The organism is Burkholderia sp. KCJ3K979 (assembly GCF_016759955.1).
In the GTDB taxonomy this organism is placed as follows: Bacteria; Pseudomonadota; Gammaproteobacteria; order Burkholderiales; family Burkholderiaceae; genus Burkholderia; species Burkholderia orbicola.
In genome coordinates this window covers 1-16,459 of record NZ_JACFYV010000159.1, presented here as the reverse complement: position 1 = coordinate 16,459, position 16,459 = coordinate 1, and the positions used below count along the sequence as shown (strand labels likewise).

Here is a 16,459-nt window from a genome sequence, read left to right as displayed (position 1 = left end):
CGCTATACCGAACTCGCCACGGCCGGTGAAGCGCTGCGCAGCTTCCAGTTCACCAATGCGCAGGCGCGCTTCGATCAGGCGGAATCGGTATTCGAGACGATGCGCGTGCTGTCGATCGTGGTGCTGCTGGCCGGCGTCGGCGCCGCGGTGCTGTCGTGGCTGACGCTGAGCCGCGCGATCGGCCGCCCGATCGCCGACGCGCTGTCGCATTTCGACGCGATCGCCGCAGGCGACTTGCGCCGGCCGATCGTCGTCGACCGGCGCGACGAGATGGGCCAGATGCTGGAAGGCCTCGCGAGGATGCAGCGCGGGCTCGTCGACACGGTGCGCACCGTGCGCGGCGGCAGCGAGTCGATCGCGACCGCGGCCCGCCAGATCGCGGCCGGCAACACCGACCTGTCGTCGCGCACCGAGGAACAGGCTGCCGCGCTGCAGGAAACCGCGTCGAGCATGGAGCAACTGACGGGCACGGTGAAGCAGAATGCCGACAATGCGCGCCAGGCAAGCTCGCTGGCCGCGAATGCGTCCGACATTGCAAACAAGGGCAATACGGTGGTCGGCCAGGTGGTCGGCACGATGGGCGAAATCAACGACAGCTCGGCCAAAATCGCCGACATCATCGCGATCATCGAGGGAATCGCGTTCCAGACCAACATTCTTGCGCTGAATGCGGCCGTCGAAGCCGCGCGGGCGGGCGAGGAAGGCCGCGGCTTCGCGGTGGTCGCCGGCGAAGTGCGCAGCCTCGCGCAGCGTTCGTCGAGCGCGGCGAAGGAAATCAAGGCGCTGATCGACGCGTCGGTGGAGCGTATCCGGACGGGCTCGACGCTGGTCGACGAAGCCGGGCGCACGATGAGCGACGTGATCGGCGCGGTCCAGCGCGTGACGGACATCATGGGCGAGATCGCGGCGGCGTCCGAGGAGCAGAGCAGCGGGATCGACCAGGTGGCGCGCGCGGTCGCGCAGATGGACGAGGTCACGCAGCAGAATGCCGCGCTCGTCGAGGAAGCCGCGGCCGCCGCGCAGTCGCTCGAGGAACAGGCGGCCCGCCTGCGCGAAACGGCGGCGGTATTCCAGCTCGACGACGAAGCAGCACGCGCGGGCACCGTCGTTGCGGTGGCGCGTCATGCGCCGCGTGCGCCTTCCGCGCCGGCTGCGGCGCCCGCAGCACCGGCTGCCGCGCGCGTCGAACGCGACGCCGCGCCGAAACGCGCACCAGTTGCGACGCCGGCGCGCAAGCCCGCCGCCGTATCGGCCGCCCCCGCGCCGGTAGCCGCGACCGCCGGCGGCGACGACTGGGAGACGTTCTGATCCTCAGGCACTGCGTATCTATCCCCATTTGGTGACGAACGACGCCCGCGATCCGCGGGCGTCGTCGTTTCCGCGATGGACAAATGTGACAGCACGGACGATCGATCGTGCATCGTCACCTGCGTCGTGCACCGACGCATACGCGGCGACGCTGCGTGCACGTCACGTTCCCGCGTTCGTCGTACGGGTATGTCCGTAAGGGACTGCGAAAAAAATTTGTAACGGTGCACGCGGCGTGTCATCGCACGCGACCGCTCGAACGTATAGGGATGAGGGGAGGAAGTGGCGACGTCGGAGGTGTCCAACGCACGAGACGTTTCGATGTTCGACGAGACGCGGCGGATGCAGTTTCTGCGGCTCGGGAGGTCGATTGTAAAACGACGAAATGCGTTGTCCAAGCGGTGTTGTCGAGAATGACGAACTTCATACGAAGAGTTCGTGAAAAAAAATAAGAAAGGGTTTAGGATGAATTCGAACGCGCTTGCTTCTGCGCAGTCATACGAAGGCAGGCACGTCTTCAGACTCAGGCGAGGGAGGTAGCATGGATATTTACAGCAGCTTCGCGAACCGCTTCGAAAAAACGCGAGAGGAAGAGCTCTCGCTGGAGGAGTATCTCGCGCTCTGCAAGAACGATCCATCCGCGTACGCGACGGCGGGTGAACGCATGCTGGAAGCAATCGGGGAACCTGAACAGATCGATACCCGCAACGACCCGCGCCTGTCGCGGATCTTCGCGAACAAGGTCATCAAGGTATATCCGGCATTCCGTGAGTTCTACGGAATGGAGGAGGTGATCGAGCAGGTGGTCGCATATTTCCGCCACGCTGCGCAAGGTCTTGAAGAGAAGAAGCAGATCCTCTATCTGCTGGGCCCGGTGGGCGGCGGCAAGTCGTCGATCGCCGAGCGCCTGAAGCAACTGATGGAGCGCGTGCCGTTCTATTCGCTGAAGGGCTCGCCCGTCAACGAATCGCCGCTCGGGCTGTTCGACTACGACGAGGATGGTCCGATCCTCGAGGAACAGTACGGCATTCCGCGCCGCTACCTGAAGAGCATCCTGAGTCCGTGGGCCGTCAAGCGCCTGCACGAATACAACGGCGACATCCGCCAGTTCCGCGTGGTGCGCCGCTTTCCGTCGATCCTGCGGCAGGTCGGCATCGCGAAGACGGAGCCGGGCGACGAGAACAATCAGGACATCTCGTCGCTGGTCGGCAAGGTCGATATCCGCAAGCTCGAACAGTATGCGCAGGACGATGCCGACGCATACAGCTACTCGGGCGGCCTGTGCCTGGCGAACCAGGGCCTGCTCGAATTCGTCGAAATGTTCAAGGCGCCGATCAAGGTGCTGCACCCGCTGCTGACCGCCACGCAGGAAGGCAACTTCAAGGGCACCGAAGGTTTCGGCGCGATTCCGTTCGACGGCGTGATTCTCGCGCACTCGAACGAGTCGGAGTGGAAGGCGTTCCGCAACAACCGCAACAACGAGGCACTGCTCGACCGGATCTTCGTCGTGAAGGTGCCGTACTGCCTGCGCGTATCGGAAGAGATCAAGATCTACGAGAAACTGATCCGCAATTCGTCGCTCGCCGAGGCCGTGTGCGCGCCGGGCACGCTGAAGATGATGTCGCAGTTCTCGGTGCTGTCGCGTCTGCACGAGCCGGAGAATTCGAGCCTGTTCTCGAAGATGCAGGTGTACGACGGCGAAAACCTGAAGGACACCGATCCGAAGGCGAAGTCGTACCAGGAGTATCGCGACTACGCGGGCGTGGACGAAGGGATGACCGGCGTGTCGACCCGCTTCGCGTTCAAGATCCTGTCGCGCGTGTTCAACTTCGATACGAGCGAGGTCGCGGCGAACCCTGTGCACCTGATGTACGTGCTCGAACAGCAGATCGAACGCGAGCAGTTCCCGCCGGAAACCGAGCAGAAGTACCTGTCGTTCGTGAAGGACGTGCTCGCGTCGCGGTACGCGGAGTTCATCGGCAAGGAGATCCAGACCGCGTATCTCGAGTCGTATTCGGAATACGGGCAGAACATCTTCGATCGCTACGTCACGTATGCGGACTTCTGGATCCAGGATCAGGAATTCCGCGATCACGATACCGGCGAGAGCTTCGATCGCGCCGCGCTGAACGCGGAGCTGGAGAAGATCGAGAAGCCGGCCGGGATCAGCAATCCGAAGGATTTCCGCAACGAGATCGTGAACTTCGTGTTGCGCGCACGGGCGGCGAACGCCGGCAAGAACCCCGTGTGGACGAGCTACGAGAAATTGCGGGTCGTGATCGAGAAGAAGATGTTCTCGAATACCGAGGAACTGTTGCCGGTCATTTCGTTCAACGCGAAGGGTTCGGCGGAGGAGCAGCGCAAGCATGAGGACTTTGTGAACCGGATGGTCGCGAAGGGCTATACGCCGAAGCAGGTGAGGCTCCTTTGCGACTGGTACCTGCGCGTGCGCAAGTCGTCATGACACGCGCGGTATCGCGCCCGTACGGCGAGTCCGTACGGGTGCTTTCAGAGGCGCCGCCCGCATGACGGCAGACGGCATGCGCGGCGAGTGCCCCGGCAGATCGACTTTCGAGCGGGAGACCGGGAGTGCTTCATCAAATCATCGACCGCAGGCTGGCCGGCAAGAACAAGAGCATCGCCAATCGCGAACGCTTTCTGCGTCGCGTCAAGAACTACATTCGTCGTGCCGTGTCCGACGCGGTGCGCGACCGTAGCATCAAGGATATCCAGAGCACGCAGAGCATCACGATCCCGCGCAAGGACATCGCGGAGCCGAATTTCCGGCACGCGCCGGGCGGGCGTCGTGAGTACGTGCACCCCGGCAACGAGGACTACGTGCGCGGCGACAAGATCCCGCGCCCGCAGGGCGGCTCGGGCGGCGGCGGCAGTCAGGCGAGCAACGAGGGCGAAGGGCAGGACGACTTCGTGTTCGAGCTGTCGCGCGACGAGTTCATGCAGTATTTTTTCGACGATCTCGAACTGCCGCGCCTCGTGAAGACGCACCTGCTGACGGTGCCGAGCTGGAAGAACGTGCGCGCGGGCTGGTCGGCGGAAGGCACGCCGAACAACATCGACGTCGTACGTTCGCTGCGCAGCGCGCTCGGCCGGCGCATCGCGCTCGGCTCGCCGCTCGTCAACGAGCTGCGCGAGCTCGAGGCCCAGCTCGAAGCGCTGAAGAGCGACCCCGAGGACCGCCGCGCGGAAATCGCGACGCTCGAGGCCGAGATTCATCACCTGAAAGGGCGTATCTGGCGGATTCCGTTCATCGATCCGTTCGACCTGCGCTACATCAACCGCGTGAAGCAGCCGCAACCGTCGAGCCAGGCCGTGATGTTCTGCCTGATGGACGTGTCGGGCTCGATGGACGAGCAGCGCAAGGATCTCGCGAAGCGCTTCTTCATCCTGCTTTACCTGTTCCTCAAGCGCAACTACGAGCGCATCGAAGTGGTGTTCATTCGCCACCACACGCGGGCCGAGGAAGTCGACGAGGACACCTTCTTCCATTCGACCGAAAGCGGCGGCACGGTGGTGTCGAGCGCGCTCGAACTGATGCGCAAGGTGATGGACGAGCGCTACTCGCCGACCGAGTGGAACATCTACGGCGCGCAGGCGTCCGACGGCGACAACTGGACTGACGATTCGCCCAAGTGTCGCAAAATCCTGGAAGAGGATATCCTCACCAAGACGCGTTACTTCGCGTATATCCAGGTCGCGCCGGAAGAGCAGAATCTGTGGCTGGAATACGCGCAACTGGCCTTGTCGCAACCGCATCTCGCGATGAAAAAAGTGGAATCGGCTGCGGACATTTATCCGGTGTTTCGCGAATTGTTCGAAAAGCAGGTGGAAATGTCATGACGACCCGCCATCTGCACAACGAGTCGCGCGGCTACGCGCCGCGCCCTTCCGGCGACGACACGGCCGGCCCTGCCGCACCGCAGCAACGCGGGCAGGCCGAACCGCCGCCGCCGGCCGCCGACTTGCCCGGTTCCGGGCAAAAGGAAGCGCGTATGAACGTTGCCGAACGCAAGCCATTGCCGTGCCCGTCCGACTGGACGTTCGAATTGCTCGAGGAATACGACACGCACATCTCGCAGGTTGCCGAACAATACGAGCTCGACATCTACCCGATCCAGCTCGAACTGATCAGCGCCGAGCAGATGATGGATGCGTATGCGTCGGTCGGGATGCCCGTCAACTATCGTCACTGGTCGTTCGGCAAGCACTTTCTCGCGACCGAGAAGAGCTATCGTCGCGGCCAGATGGGCCTGGCCTACGAAATCGTCATCAATTCGAATCCGTGCATCGCGTATCTGATGGAAGAGAACACGATGACGATGCAGGCGCTCGTCATCGCACACGCGGCGTACGGGCACAACTCGTTCTTCAAGGGCAACTACCTGTTCCGGCTGTGGACCGACGCGCACGCGATCATCGACTACCTCGTGTACGCGAAGAACTACGTCGCGGAATGCGAGGAGCGCTACGGCCTCGATCGCGTCGAGGAACTGCTCGACTCGTGCCATGCGTTGATGAACTACGGCGTCGACCGCTACAAGCGGCCGCAGAAACCGTCGCTGTCGAAGGAAGCGGCGCTGCGGCGCGAGCGCGAGGCGTACCTGCAATCGCAGGTGAACGAACTGTGGCGCACGCTGCCGGGCAAGAAGCCCGAGCTGACGGAGGAGCAGGACGACCGCTATCCGTCCGAGCCGCAGGAGAACCTGCTGTATTTCGCGGAGAAGAATGCGCCGCTGCTCGAACCGTGGGAGCGGGAAGTGATCCGCATCGTGCGCAAGATCGGCCAGTATTTCTATCCGCAGCGGCAGACGCAGGTGATGAACGAAGGCTGGGCGACGTTCTGGCACTACACGCTGCTCAATACGCTGTACAACCAGGGGAAGCTGGAAGACGGCTTCATGATGGAGTTCCTGCACTCGCACAGCAACGTGGTCTACCAGCCGCCCGTCACGAAGCCGTATTACAGCGGGATCAACCCGTATGCGCTCGGTTTCTCGATGATGAGCGACATCCGAAGGATCTGCGAAGCGCCGACGGAGGAGGACTACAAGTGGTTTCCGGAGATCGCGGGCACGCCGTGGCTGCCGGCGATGCACTACGCGATGCGCAACTTCAAGGACGAGAGCTTCATCGCGCAGTACCTGTCGCCGAACCTGATTCGCGAGATGCGGCTCTTCTCGGTGCTCGACGACGACATGCGCGATTCGCTCGAGGTATCGGCGATCCACGACGATTCCGGCTACCAGTACGTGCGGCAGGCGTTGTCGCGGCAGTACGACATCCATCACCGCGAGCCGAACATCCAGGTGTGGGCGGTCAACACGCGCGGCGACCGCAGCCTCACGCTGCGCCACTTCATGACCGACAACCGCCACCTGTCGAACGACAGCGAGGAAGTGCTCAAGCACATGGCGCGGCTCTGGCAGTTCGACGTGTACCTGGAAAGCGTCGACGAGGCCGGCACCGTGCGCAAGCGCTACGAGTGCCGCTACGTGCCGCCCGAAGTGCGCGTGTGATCGCCGCACGCCGGAAATGTTTGCATCGGACGCCAGCCTGCGGGCTGGCGTTTTCATATGGCGAACGCGCGCCGGGAGAAAAATTTTCTACATCGGGACGAACCCGGAGCGCTTGTTACTTTACATTTCGCTAAAATCCCGTAGCGCCGTGCGCCGGAACCGGTGCCACGTGCGACCGCACGCGGCGGCCCCGGCCGTCTCGCCCAGAAAGCACTAAAAGGAACAGACCAACCCATGGACGTCCAGACCGACCAAGCTGCGCTGTCCGCGCATGACACCCGGCGGCGCGTGTTCGCCATCGTCGGCGCCTCATCGGGCAACCTCGTCGAGTGGTTCGACTTCTACATCTACTCGTTCTGCGCGCTGTACTTCGCGCCGGCATTCTTCCCGAGCGGCAACACGACGACGCAGCTGCTGAACACGGCCGGCGTGTTCGCAGCCGGCTTCCTGATGCGTCCGATCGGCGGCTGGCTGTTCGGACGCATTGCCGACCGTCACGGCCGTCGCGCGGCGATGATGATCTCGGTGCTGATGATGTGCGGCGGGTCGCTCGTGATCGCGGTGCTGCCGACCTATGCGCAGATCGGTGCGCTCGCGCCGGCGCTGCTGCTGGTCGCGCGCCTGTTCCAGGGCCTGTCGGTGGGCGGCGAATACGGGACGAGCGCGACCTACATGAGTGAAGTGGCGCTGAAGGGCCGTCGCGGCTTCTTCGCGTCGTTCCAGTACGTGACGCTGATCGGCGGCCAGCTGTGCGCGCTGCTGGTGCTCGTGATCCTGCAGCAGACGCTGTCGGCCGGCGAACTGAAAGCGTGGGGCTGGCGCATTCCGTTCGTGGTCGGCGCGGCGGCCGCGCTGATTTCGCTGTACCTGCGCAAATCGCTCGACGAGACGTCGACGAGCGCATCGCGCGACAAGAAGGACGCCGGCACGATCCGCGGCGTGTGGCAGCACAAGGGCGCGTTCTTCACGGTGGTCGGCTTCACGGCTGGCGGCTCGCTGATCTTCTACACGTTCACGACGTACATGCAGAAGTATCTCGTGAACACCGCCGGCATGCACGCGAAGACGGCCAGCAACGTGATGACCGTCGCGCTGCTCGTCTACATGCTGATGCAGCCGGTGTTCGGCGCGCTGTCGGACAAGATCGGCCGCCGCACGTCGATGATCCTGTTCGGTTCGTTCGCGGTGATCGGCACGGTGCCGCTGATGCATGCGCTGAAGGGCGTGACGAGCCCGGTGGCCGCGTTCGTGCTGATCACGGTTGCGCTGGCGATCGTCAGCTTCTACACGTCGATCAGCGGCCTGATCAAGGCCGAGATGTTCCCGCCGGAAGTGCGCGCGATGGGCGTGGGCCTGTCGTATGCGGTCGCGAACGCGATCTTCGGCGGCTCGGCCGAGTACGTCGCGCTGTGGTTCAAGTCGATCGGCAGCGAGGAAACCTTCTACTGGTACGTGACCGTGCTGTGCGCGATCTCGTTGATCGTGTCGTGGCGGATGCGCGATCCGAGCAAGGAAGGGTACCTGCGCCACGAGCCGTGATCGGTCGCGCGTGGCGCGTGCTCGCATCATGACGAACGTCCCGCCGGTTGGCGGGACGTTTTTTTGCGGCGTGCGATGACGTGCGCGGCGGCATCCATTGTTCGACCCGCGAAGTGCCGGCATGAGCGCGCCGCGTCATATCGATATGGAAATCGATTCGTTGTCCGTGGCGGGCGATTTCATTAATCTGACTGCGTAGTTCGTGTGACACCTCCTTGACTGGGATTCGCGCCCGCTGCTTGCAGCGGGCGTCTTTTTTTGCGCGGCGACAATGCGTGCCCGCAGCCCGCCTGCCTCATCACGAAACCCGCAGAGCAAAGCACCATTTGTTGGTTCGGATTCGCCGCGCGCGCTGATACGTTAGCGGCTTCGCGGCGACACACTCCGTCGCGATGTTCTTCGAACCGTGCCGCCGCGCGATCCGCGGCGACCTCCATAACAAATCAGGTCGTGCTCATGAAAATCAACACGCTCGCTACGTGGCTCGTCGGGGTCGCGCTCGTTACCGCAGGCACCGTCGCCCATGCGGACCGTCTCGACGACATCAAGAAGGCCGGGGTGCTGCGCGTCGCGACGTTCGACAGCAATCCGCCGTTCGGTTATGTCGACGCGAAAAGCAACCACATCGTCGGTCTCGACGTCGATTACGCGAAAGCGCTCGCCGACAAGCTCGGCGTGAAGCTGCAGCTGCAACCGACCAACCCCGCGAACCGTATCCCGTTCCTGACCTCCGGCAAGGTCGACCTCGTGCTCGCGAACTTCACGATCACCGACGAGCGCGCGAAACAGGTCGACTTCAGCATCCCGTATTTCTCGTCGGGCCAGCAGTTTCTCGCGAAGAAGGGCGTGCTGAAATCGGCCGACCAGCTGAACGGCCTGCGCGTCGGTGCGGACAAGGGCACGACCAACGAGATCACGCTGCGCGAGAAATTCCCGAAGGCGACGATCGTCGCGTACGACGACACGCCGTTCGCGTTCGCCGCGCTGCGCGCCGGCAACGTGCAGGCCATCACGCAGGACGGCCCGAAGCTGATCGGCCTGCTCGCGAACGTGCCCGACAAGCAGAACTACGAGATCCCGGCGTTCACGATCTCGAACGACTACATGGGCGTCGGCGTGCCGAAGGGCGAGACGCGCCTGCTCGGCTTCGTCAACGACACGCTGAAGGGGCTCGAGGCGAACGGCCGTGCGACGCAGATCTACGACGCATGGTTCGGGCCGACGACGAAAACGCCGCTCACGCGCATTTTCCGGATCGGCGACAAGACCTGATCGCTGCCGCACGCGCGCCGTGTTTGGCCGGGACTTCGGCCGCGCGGCGCTTTTCGTTTTCATCCGACCGCGCGCGTCGTGCGCGCTCCCCAGCATGCTCGGGTTGGCTCCCAAATATCTGTCCTGGCTCTGGCAGGGCTTCCTGCTGACACTCGGCCTCGCGGCCGCGTCGGCCGTCGCCGCGACCGTCGGCGGGCTGCTGCTCGCCGTGATGCGGCATGCGCGCGGCAAGGCGCCGCGCGCGGCAGCCGCCGCGTACGTCGTCGCGTTCCGCAACACGCCGCTGCTCGTGCAGTTGCTGTTCTGGTATTTCGGTGTCGCGTCGTTGCTGCCCGAAACGTGGATCGCATGGCTCAATGCGCGCCATGCGGTGAGCGTGGGCCCGTTCACGCTCGCGTGGCCGTCGTTCGAATTCGTGGCGGGCTGGGTCGGCCTGAGCGCCTATACGGCTGCCTTCGTCGCCGAGGAATGCGAAGCCGGCCTGCGCGGCGTGCGGCGCGCGCAACACGATGCGGCGGCCGCGCTCGGCCTCACGCCGATGCAGTCGCTGCGCTACGTGGTACTGCCGCAGGCCGTGCGCATCGCGCTGCCGCCGCTGTTCGGCCAATACATGAATCTCGTGAAGAACTCGTCGCTCGCGATGGCGATCGGCGTCGCCGAGCTGTCGTATGCGTCGCGGCAGGTCGAGACGGAGACGTTCCAGACGTTCGCCGCGTTCGGCGTCGCGACGCTGCTGTACATCGCGGCGGTGGCCGCGATCGAGGCCGGTGCGTATGCAGCCACGCAATGGCGCGACCGGCTCGGAGCGGGGCGCTGACGATGGACCTTTCGCTGCTGCTTTCGAATCTGCCGTACCTGCTCGTCGGCGCGTTTCCGGACGGCCCGCTCGGCGGCGCCGCGCTGTCGCTGGTGCTGGCGCTTGCATCCGCGATCGCGTCGGCCGTGCTCGGCGTGGCGCTCGGCGTCGCGATGGCGCTGGCGCGCGGCCCGGCGCGCGTGCTGCTGCTCGCGTTCATCGGCTTCTTTCGCGCGATTCCGGTGCTGATGCTGATCTTCTGGACGTATTTCCTGATGCCCGTGCTGTTGCACATGAACGTGCCGGGGCTCGCGACGGTCGTGTGCGCGCTGGCGCTGATCGGCGGCGCGTATCTCGCGCATGCGGTGCATGCGGGGATCGTCGCGGCGGGCGACGGTCAATGGCAGGCCGGGCTGTCGCTCGGGCTCACGCGCTGGCAGACGGTGCGCTACGTGTTGCTGCCGCAGGCGATCCGGATCATGACGCCGTCGTTCGTCAACCAGTGGGTCGCGCTCGTGAAGGACACGTCGCTCGCGTATATCGTCGGCGTGCCGGAGCTGTCGTTCGTCGCGACGCAGGTGAACAACCGGCTGATGGTGTATCCGGCGCCGATCTTCCTGTTCGTCGCGCTGATCTATCTGGTGCTGTGCACGTCGCTCGATGGAGGGGCGCGGTGGTTGCTGTCGCGGGGGCCGCGCACGCAACGTGCGGCGCAGGCGACGGCCGAACGCACGGAACCCGCGCGGTAACGGTGGGCCGGCGAGCACGCGTGCGAGGCGTGCGCGCGCTTCGGTGATGAGGATGGATGATGTGCGACCATCCGCAGCGGGTCGCGTCGCCGTTATTCGAGCGGCGACGCGCGCGGTGGTGCCGATGAGGCTGAGATGCCCGGACGCTTCAGTCCGTCAGCGTCAGGACGCGCTGTAGTGCGTATCGAACACCGCACGCAGCGTCGACGGGCCGGTCGCGAAATCGCCCCACAGCGGGCCGTCGTTCTGCGCGAATGCGAACGGCGTGGTGCTGATCGACGCGAGGCGCAAGCGCCATTGCGCGGCTTCCTGGCGGAACGCGGTGAGCTGCATGTCCGACAGCGCCGTCTGCGCGCTGGCCAGCGTGACGAGCGGGTCGACCGGATCGTTCGCGACCCGCACCTCGAAATGCAGGTGCGGGCCGGTTGCCGCGCCCGTCATCCCGACCGAGCCGATACGTTGCCCCTGCTTCACCGTTTCGCCGGTCTTGAGCCCGCGAGCGAACGCGGACAGGTGCGCGTAGTAGGTCGAATAGCCATCCGCATGATCGACGATCACATAGCGGCCGTAGCCGCCCGGATCGGTGCCGACGAACGACACGACGCCGTCGGCCGCCGCATCGACCGGCGTGCCGCTCGGCGCGGCGAGATCGACGCCCGTATGAAACGCCATCGCCTGCGACAGCGGATGGATGCGCTCGCCGAAGAACGAACTGATGCGCGTCCACTTGACCGGCATCGTGAATGCGGCGGCTTCGAGCGGCGAGCCGTCGAGCGCGTAGTACGCACCGTGCTCGGCGCCCGGCGCGCGGAACCAGATCGCGCCGAACGTGCGGCCGGCGACGCGCAGCTCGAGCGCGGTGAGGCGCGGCGTGCCGTCGTTCGTGTCGAACGCGACGCGGTAATAGTCGCCGCGCTGCGCACTCGCGCGCATCGCGACCTTGCCGGTGACGAGATCGCCGAGCTGGATGCGCACTTCGGGCGGCACGTCGAGACGGTTCAGCGTATCGGACAGCGTGAGTTCGATGTCGCCCGCGCGCATGCCTTGCTGGTGGTCGGGCGCCGCGAACTGAAACAGGCTCGCGTAGCCGAGCATGTCGTTGCGATGCGCGCTGAGCGGCGCGAACAGGCCGGGCTGCAGGTTGCGATCGTTGCGATCGAGGTGTTCGTTGCGCTCGCCGATCGTGCGGGCGAGCTCGCTCGTCACGAAATGCTGCGCGGTGGGAAACGGTGTATCGGACAGCACGCGTTGCGGCAGCGCGGCCGTGCCCGAGTCGACGGCGCCCGGCAGTTGCGACACGGCCGGCAGCGCGGCGGCGAGGCCGAATGCGGCGAGGGCACCGAGCACGGCGGCCGGCACGAGCGTGCGCACGACGCGCTGTGCGCGACCGGGTGCGACGGCATCAGGGGTTGCGACGGACTTGACCAAGGTGTCCACATCCAGGAAAGCGGTTCAAAGGGGTGTGGGCGGGGGCCGCCGGCGGCACACCGTCAAACGGCGACGGGGCGGGCGGCGGGCGTGCAACAAAACAGGCCCCGCCAGGGGCCTGTGTCGTTTCCGTTCGACCCAACCTGCGGGGCAGTGCCCGCTTCGAACGGCGGCGTGCATACCGGGTCGAACCCGGTTATCACGAAGACGCTAAAGAAAGATGACAGCGTCAGTCTACCGATGTTCCGCGAAACGTTAAAAATTTTAAAGAGGGTCAGCTCATTCGTTTCGCAGTGCGGTAAGTCGGGTTAAATCAGCATTTGTTACGACGATTCTCGTCAGTCCGGCAATTTTTGCGCGCGTCGGCGCAGCGCGGCGGAGGTGCGCACGGCGTCGAAGCCGGCGTCGAGCATCGCCTCGGCGTCGTTCCACAGGTTGCCGCGCAGCCGGTTGGTCCAGATCATCGACGCGAACACGCCTTCGAGCAGCGACACGAGATAGACGGCGGCCAGGTGCACGTCGAGATCGGCGGCGATCGCACGACGCAGCAGCGCTTTCGTGATCCGCAGCATCTGCAGCTCGAGCAGCATGCGGCGCCGCTGTAGCGCGCCGTTTTCCTCGCTCTGCTCGCACTTCGTATAGAGAATCACGAGCACGCGCTGCATCGGGCCCGGCTCGCCGCATTCCTGCAGGTAGTGCGATGCGGCGCGCCGCAGTGTCGCGAACGGCGGCAGGCCGTCGCCCGCGTCGAACCCTTCCGACGTGCGCGCGAACGCGCGGTCGCACATCGCCAGACACACTTCCATCTTGTTGCGGTAGTGGCCGTAGACGGCGCCCCGCGACATCCCGGCGGCCTCGGCGAGGTCCGCCATCGCGGTTTGCGCGACGCCTCTTTCGAGCAGGACGAGCTCGGCGGCGTCGAGGATCCGGTGCTTGATGGCGAGCGATTCTTCCCGGGTCTTGCGGGCCATGTCGTGAAATTCCTTACAGTTCGCTGTCGTTTTATTGAGACAGTGTGTCAGCCGGATTGAAAGCGCGTGTATTTAATCAGTCGTGACTGATTATAATCGGCCACCCTGAGCCGCCGCATTGTATCGGCGGCGAATGATCCGAGGTCAGAACATGAATAACAAACGCACCCTGTGGCGCCGCACGCGGCTGGCGCCGTTCGCGCTCGCGGCCCTGTTGGCCGTGGCCGGATGTGGAAAGGGCGACAAGGATGCCGCGCCGGAGACCGCGAAGCAGGCCACCGTCGTGACGGTGCGCCCGACGGCCGTGCCGATGACCGTCGAACTGCCGGGCCGGCTCGACGCCTACCGGCAGGCGGAAGTCCGCGCGCGGGTCGCGGGCATCGTCACCGCACGCACCTACGAGGAAGGCCAGGAAGTGAAGCAGGGCGCGGTGCTGTTCCGCATCGATCCCGCGCCGCTGAAGGCCGCACGCGACGCCGCGCAGGGCGCGCTCGCGAAGGCGCAGGCCGCCGCGCTCGCGGCGACCGACAAGCGCCGCCGTTACGACGATCTCGTGCGCGACCGCGCGGTGAGCGAGCGCGACCATACCGAAGCCGTCGCGGCCGATACGCAGGCGAAGGCCGAGGTTGCATCCGCGAAGGCCGAGCTCGCGCGCGCGCAGTTGCAGCTCGATTACGCGACCGTCACCGCGCCGATCGCGGGCCGCGCACGGCGCGCGCTCGTGACCGAGGGCGCGCTCGTCGGCCAGGACCAGGCGACGCCGCTCACGACCGTCGAGCAGCTCGATCCGATCTACGTGAACTTCTCGCAGCCGGCCGCCGACGTCGACGCCTTGCGTCGCGCGGTGAAGAGCGGGCGCGCGACGGGCATCGCGCAGCACGACGTCGCGGTGACGCTGCTGCGCGCCGACGGCACCGCGTATCCGCTGAAGGGCAAGCTGCTGTTCAGCGATCTCGCGGTCGATCCGACCACCGATACCGTCGCGATGCGCGCGCTGTTCCCGAATCCGGAGCGCGAGCTGCTGCCGGGCGCGTACGTGCGGATCGCGCTCGACACGGCGGTCGACCAGCGGGCGATCCTGGTGCCGCGCGATGCGCTGCTGCGCACCGCCGACCGGACGTCGGTGCGCGTCGTCGGCGCGAACGGCAAGGTCGAGGACGTCGAGGTCACGGCCGACCAGATGAGCGGCCGTGACTGGCGCATCACGCGCGGCCTCGCGGGCGGCGAGCGCGTGATCGTCGACGACGCCGCGCAGTTCGCGCCCGATACGGCCGTCAAGCCCGTCGAAAAAGCGCCGCCGTCGAAGGCGGCGCCGGCAGCGGCCGCTTCGCAGGCGGCCGCCCGTCAAACCTGACCGGTTCAAACCAACATGGCACGTTTCTTCATCGATCGCCCCGTCTTCGCGTGGGTGATCGCCATCTTCATCATGCTGGGCGGCCTGTTCGCGATCCGCGCGCTGCCCGTCGCGCAGTACCCGGACATCGCGCCGCCCGTCGTCAGCATCTATGCGACGTATCCGGGCGCGTCCGCGCAAGTCGTCGAGGAATCGGTGACCGCGCTGATCGAGCGCGAGATGAACGGCGCGCCGGGGCTGCTGTATACGTCCGCGACGAGCAGCGCAGGGGCTGCGTCGCTGTACCTGACGTTCAAGCAGGGCGTGAACGCCGATCTCGCGGCCGTCGAAGTGCAGAACCGGCTGAAGACGGTCGATGCGCGCCTGCCTGAGCCGGTGCGCCGCGACGGCATCCAGGTCGAGAAGGCCGCCGACAACATCCAGCTCGTCGTGTCGCTGACCTCCGACGACGGCCGGATGACCGACGTGCAGCTCGGCGAATACGCGTCGGCGAACGTGGTGCAGGCGCTGCGCCGCGTCGAGGGTGTCGGCAAGGTGCAGTTCTGGGGCGCCGAATATGCGATGCGGATCTGGCCCGACCCGGTGAAGCTGGCCGGGCACGGCCTCACCGCGTCGGACATCGCATCGGCCGTGCGTGCGCACAACGCGCGCGTGACGATCGGCGACATCGGCCGCAGCGCGGTGCCGGACAGCGCGCCGATCGCGGCGACGGTGTTCGCGGACGCGCCGCTGAAGACGCCGGCCGATTTCGGGGCGATCGCGCTGCGTGCGCAACCCGACGGCTCCGCATTGTTCCTGCGCGACGTCGCGCGCATCGAGTTCGGCGGCAACGATTACAACTATCCGTCGTACGTGAACGGCAAGGTCGCGACCGGGATGGGCATCAAGCTCGCGCCGGGCTCGAACGCGGTGTCCACCGAGAAGCGCGTGCGCGCGACGATGGACGAGCTGTCCAGGTACTTCCCGCCCGGCGTGAAATACCAGATCCCGTACGAGACGTCGTCGTTCGTGCGCGTGTCGATGAACAAGGTCGTCACGACCCTGATCGAGGCCGGCGTGCTGGTGTTCCTCGTGATGTTCCTGTTCATGCAGAACCTGCGCGCGACGCTGATTCCGACGCTCGTCGTGCCGGTCGCGCTCGCGGGCACGTTCGGCGTGATGTATGCGGCCGGCTTCTCGATCAACGTGCTGACGATGTTCGGGATGGTGCTCGCGATCGGCATCCTCGTCGACGACGCGATCGTCGTCGTCGAGAACGTCGAGCGGCTGATGGTCGAGGAAGGGCTCGCACCGTACGACGCGACCGTCAAGGCGATGAAGCAGATCAGCGGCGCGATCGTCGGGATCACCGTGGTGCTGACGTCGGTGTTCGTGCCGATGGCGTTCTTCGGCGGCGCGGTGGGCAACATCTACCGGCAGTTCGCGCTGTCGCTCGCGGTGTCGATCGGCTTCTCGGCGTTCCTCGCGCTGTCGCTGACGCCCGCGCTGTGCGCGACGCTGCTCAAGCC

Annotated in this window: 12 protein-coding genes; 10 read left to right on the top strand and 2 right to left on the bottom strand. The window is 65.6% G+C overall.

The genetic code is table 11. From position 1 onward, the window contains the following. The 8 genes from H3O04_RS25955 to H3O04_RS25920 all read left to right on the top strand — a co-directional run. Nucleotides 1-1,308: methyl-accepting chemotaxis protein (locus H3O04_RS25955; RefSeq protein WP_202588728.1), on the top strand; the 1,308-nt coding region annotated here is incomplete at its 5' end. 541 nt (nucleotides 1,309-1,849) lie between these two features. After that, entirely contained in the window at nucleotides 1,850-3,772 is a 1,923-nt protein-coding gene (locus tag H3O04_RS25950) for a PrkA family serine protein kinase (protein ID WP_006476065.1), read from the top strand. 125 nt (nucleotides 3,773-3,897) lie between these two features. Beyond that, complete coding sequence (locus H3O04_RS25945) at nucleotides 3,898-5,166, top strand: YeaH/YhbH family protein (RefSeq protein WP_006476064.1); 1,269 nt, start codon at nucleotides 3,898-3,900, stop codon at nucleotides 5,164-5,166. After that, entirely contained in the window at nucleotides 5,163-6,842 is a 1,680-nt protein-coding gene (locus H3O04_RS25940) for a SpoVR family protein (protein WP_011694280.1), read from the top strand. The genes H3O04_RS25945 and H3O04_RS25940 overlap by 4 nt, the downstream gene beginning before the upstream one ends. Before the next feature lie 234 nt (nucleotides 6,843-7,076). Next, on the top strand, nucleotides 7,077-8,381 hold the full coding sequence (locus H3O04_RS25935; RefSeq protein WP_006476063.1) for an MFS family transporter: 1,305 nt from the start codon (nucleotides 7,077-7,079) through the stop codon (nucleotides 8,379-8,381). 456 nt (nucleotides 8,382-8,837) lie between these two features. Further along, nucleotides 8,838-9,653 carry an ABC transporter substrate-binding protein gene (locus tag H3O04_RS25930; RefSeq protein ID WP_006476062.1) on the top strand — a complete coding sequence of 272 codons (816 nt, stop codon included), beginning with the start codon at nucleotides 8,838-8,840 and terminating at the stop codon, nucleotides 9,651-9,653. A 94-nt stretch (nucleotides 9,654-9,747) separates the two neighbouring features. Beyond that, nucleotides 9,748-10,470, top strand: coding sequence for an amino acid ABC transporter permease (locus H3O04_RS25925; RefSeq protein WP_034174143.1), 723 nt, complete (start codon nucleotides 9,748-9,750; stop codon nucleotides 10,468-10,470). 2 nt (nucleotides 10,471-10,472) lie between these two features. Beyond that, entirely contained in the window at nucleotides 10,473-11,198 is a 726-nt protein-coding gene (locus H3O04_RS25920) for an amino acid ABC transporter permease (protein ID WP_034174142.1), read from the top strand. 162 nt (nucleotides 11,199-11,360) lie between these two features. Here the strand turns inward: H3O04_RS25920 and H3O04_RS25915 are convergent, their stop codons facing one another. Further along, on the bottom strand, nucleotides 11,361-12,626 hold the full coding sequence (locus H3O04_RS25915) for a M23 family metallopeptidase (protein WP_034174141.1): 1,266 nt from the start codon (nucleotides 12,624-12,626) through the stop codon (nucleotides 11,361-11,363). A gap of 338 nt (nucleotides 12,627-12,964) precedes the next feature. Further along, the gene (locus tag H3O04_RS25910) at nucleotides 12,965-13,597 is read right to left on the bottom strand and encodes a TetR family transcriptional regulator (protein WP_202588727.1); all 633 of its coding nucleotides are present in this window, start codon (nucleotides 13,595-13,597) and stop codon (nucleotides 12,965-12,967) included. A 151-nt stretch (nucleotides 13,598-13,748) separates the two neighbouring features. On the opposite strand from H3O04_RS25910, the gene H3O04_RS25905 reads away from it, so the two are divergent. Together H3O04_RS25905 and H3O04_RS25900 are read left to right on the top strand one after the other, a co-directional pair. Further along, nucleotides 13,749-14,951 (top strand): MexX/AxyX family multidrug efflux RND transporter periplasmic adaptor subunit, encoded by a 1,203-nt coding sequence (locus H3O04_RS25905; protein WP_202588726.1) that lies wholly within the window; start codon nucleotides 13,749-13,751, stop codon nucleotides 14,949-14,951. A 15-nt stretch (nucleotides 14,952-14,966) separates the two neighbouring features. Then, a partial coding sequence (locus H3O04_RS25900; RefSeq protein WP_202588725.1) for an efflux RND transporter permease subunit occupies nucleotides 14,967-16,459 on the top strand: 1,493 nt, incomplete at its 3' end.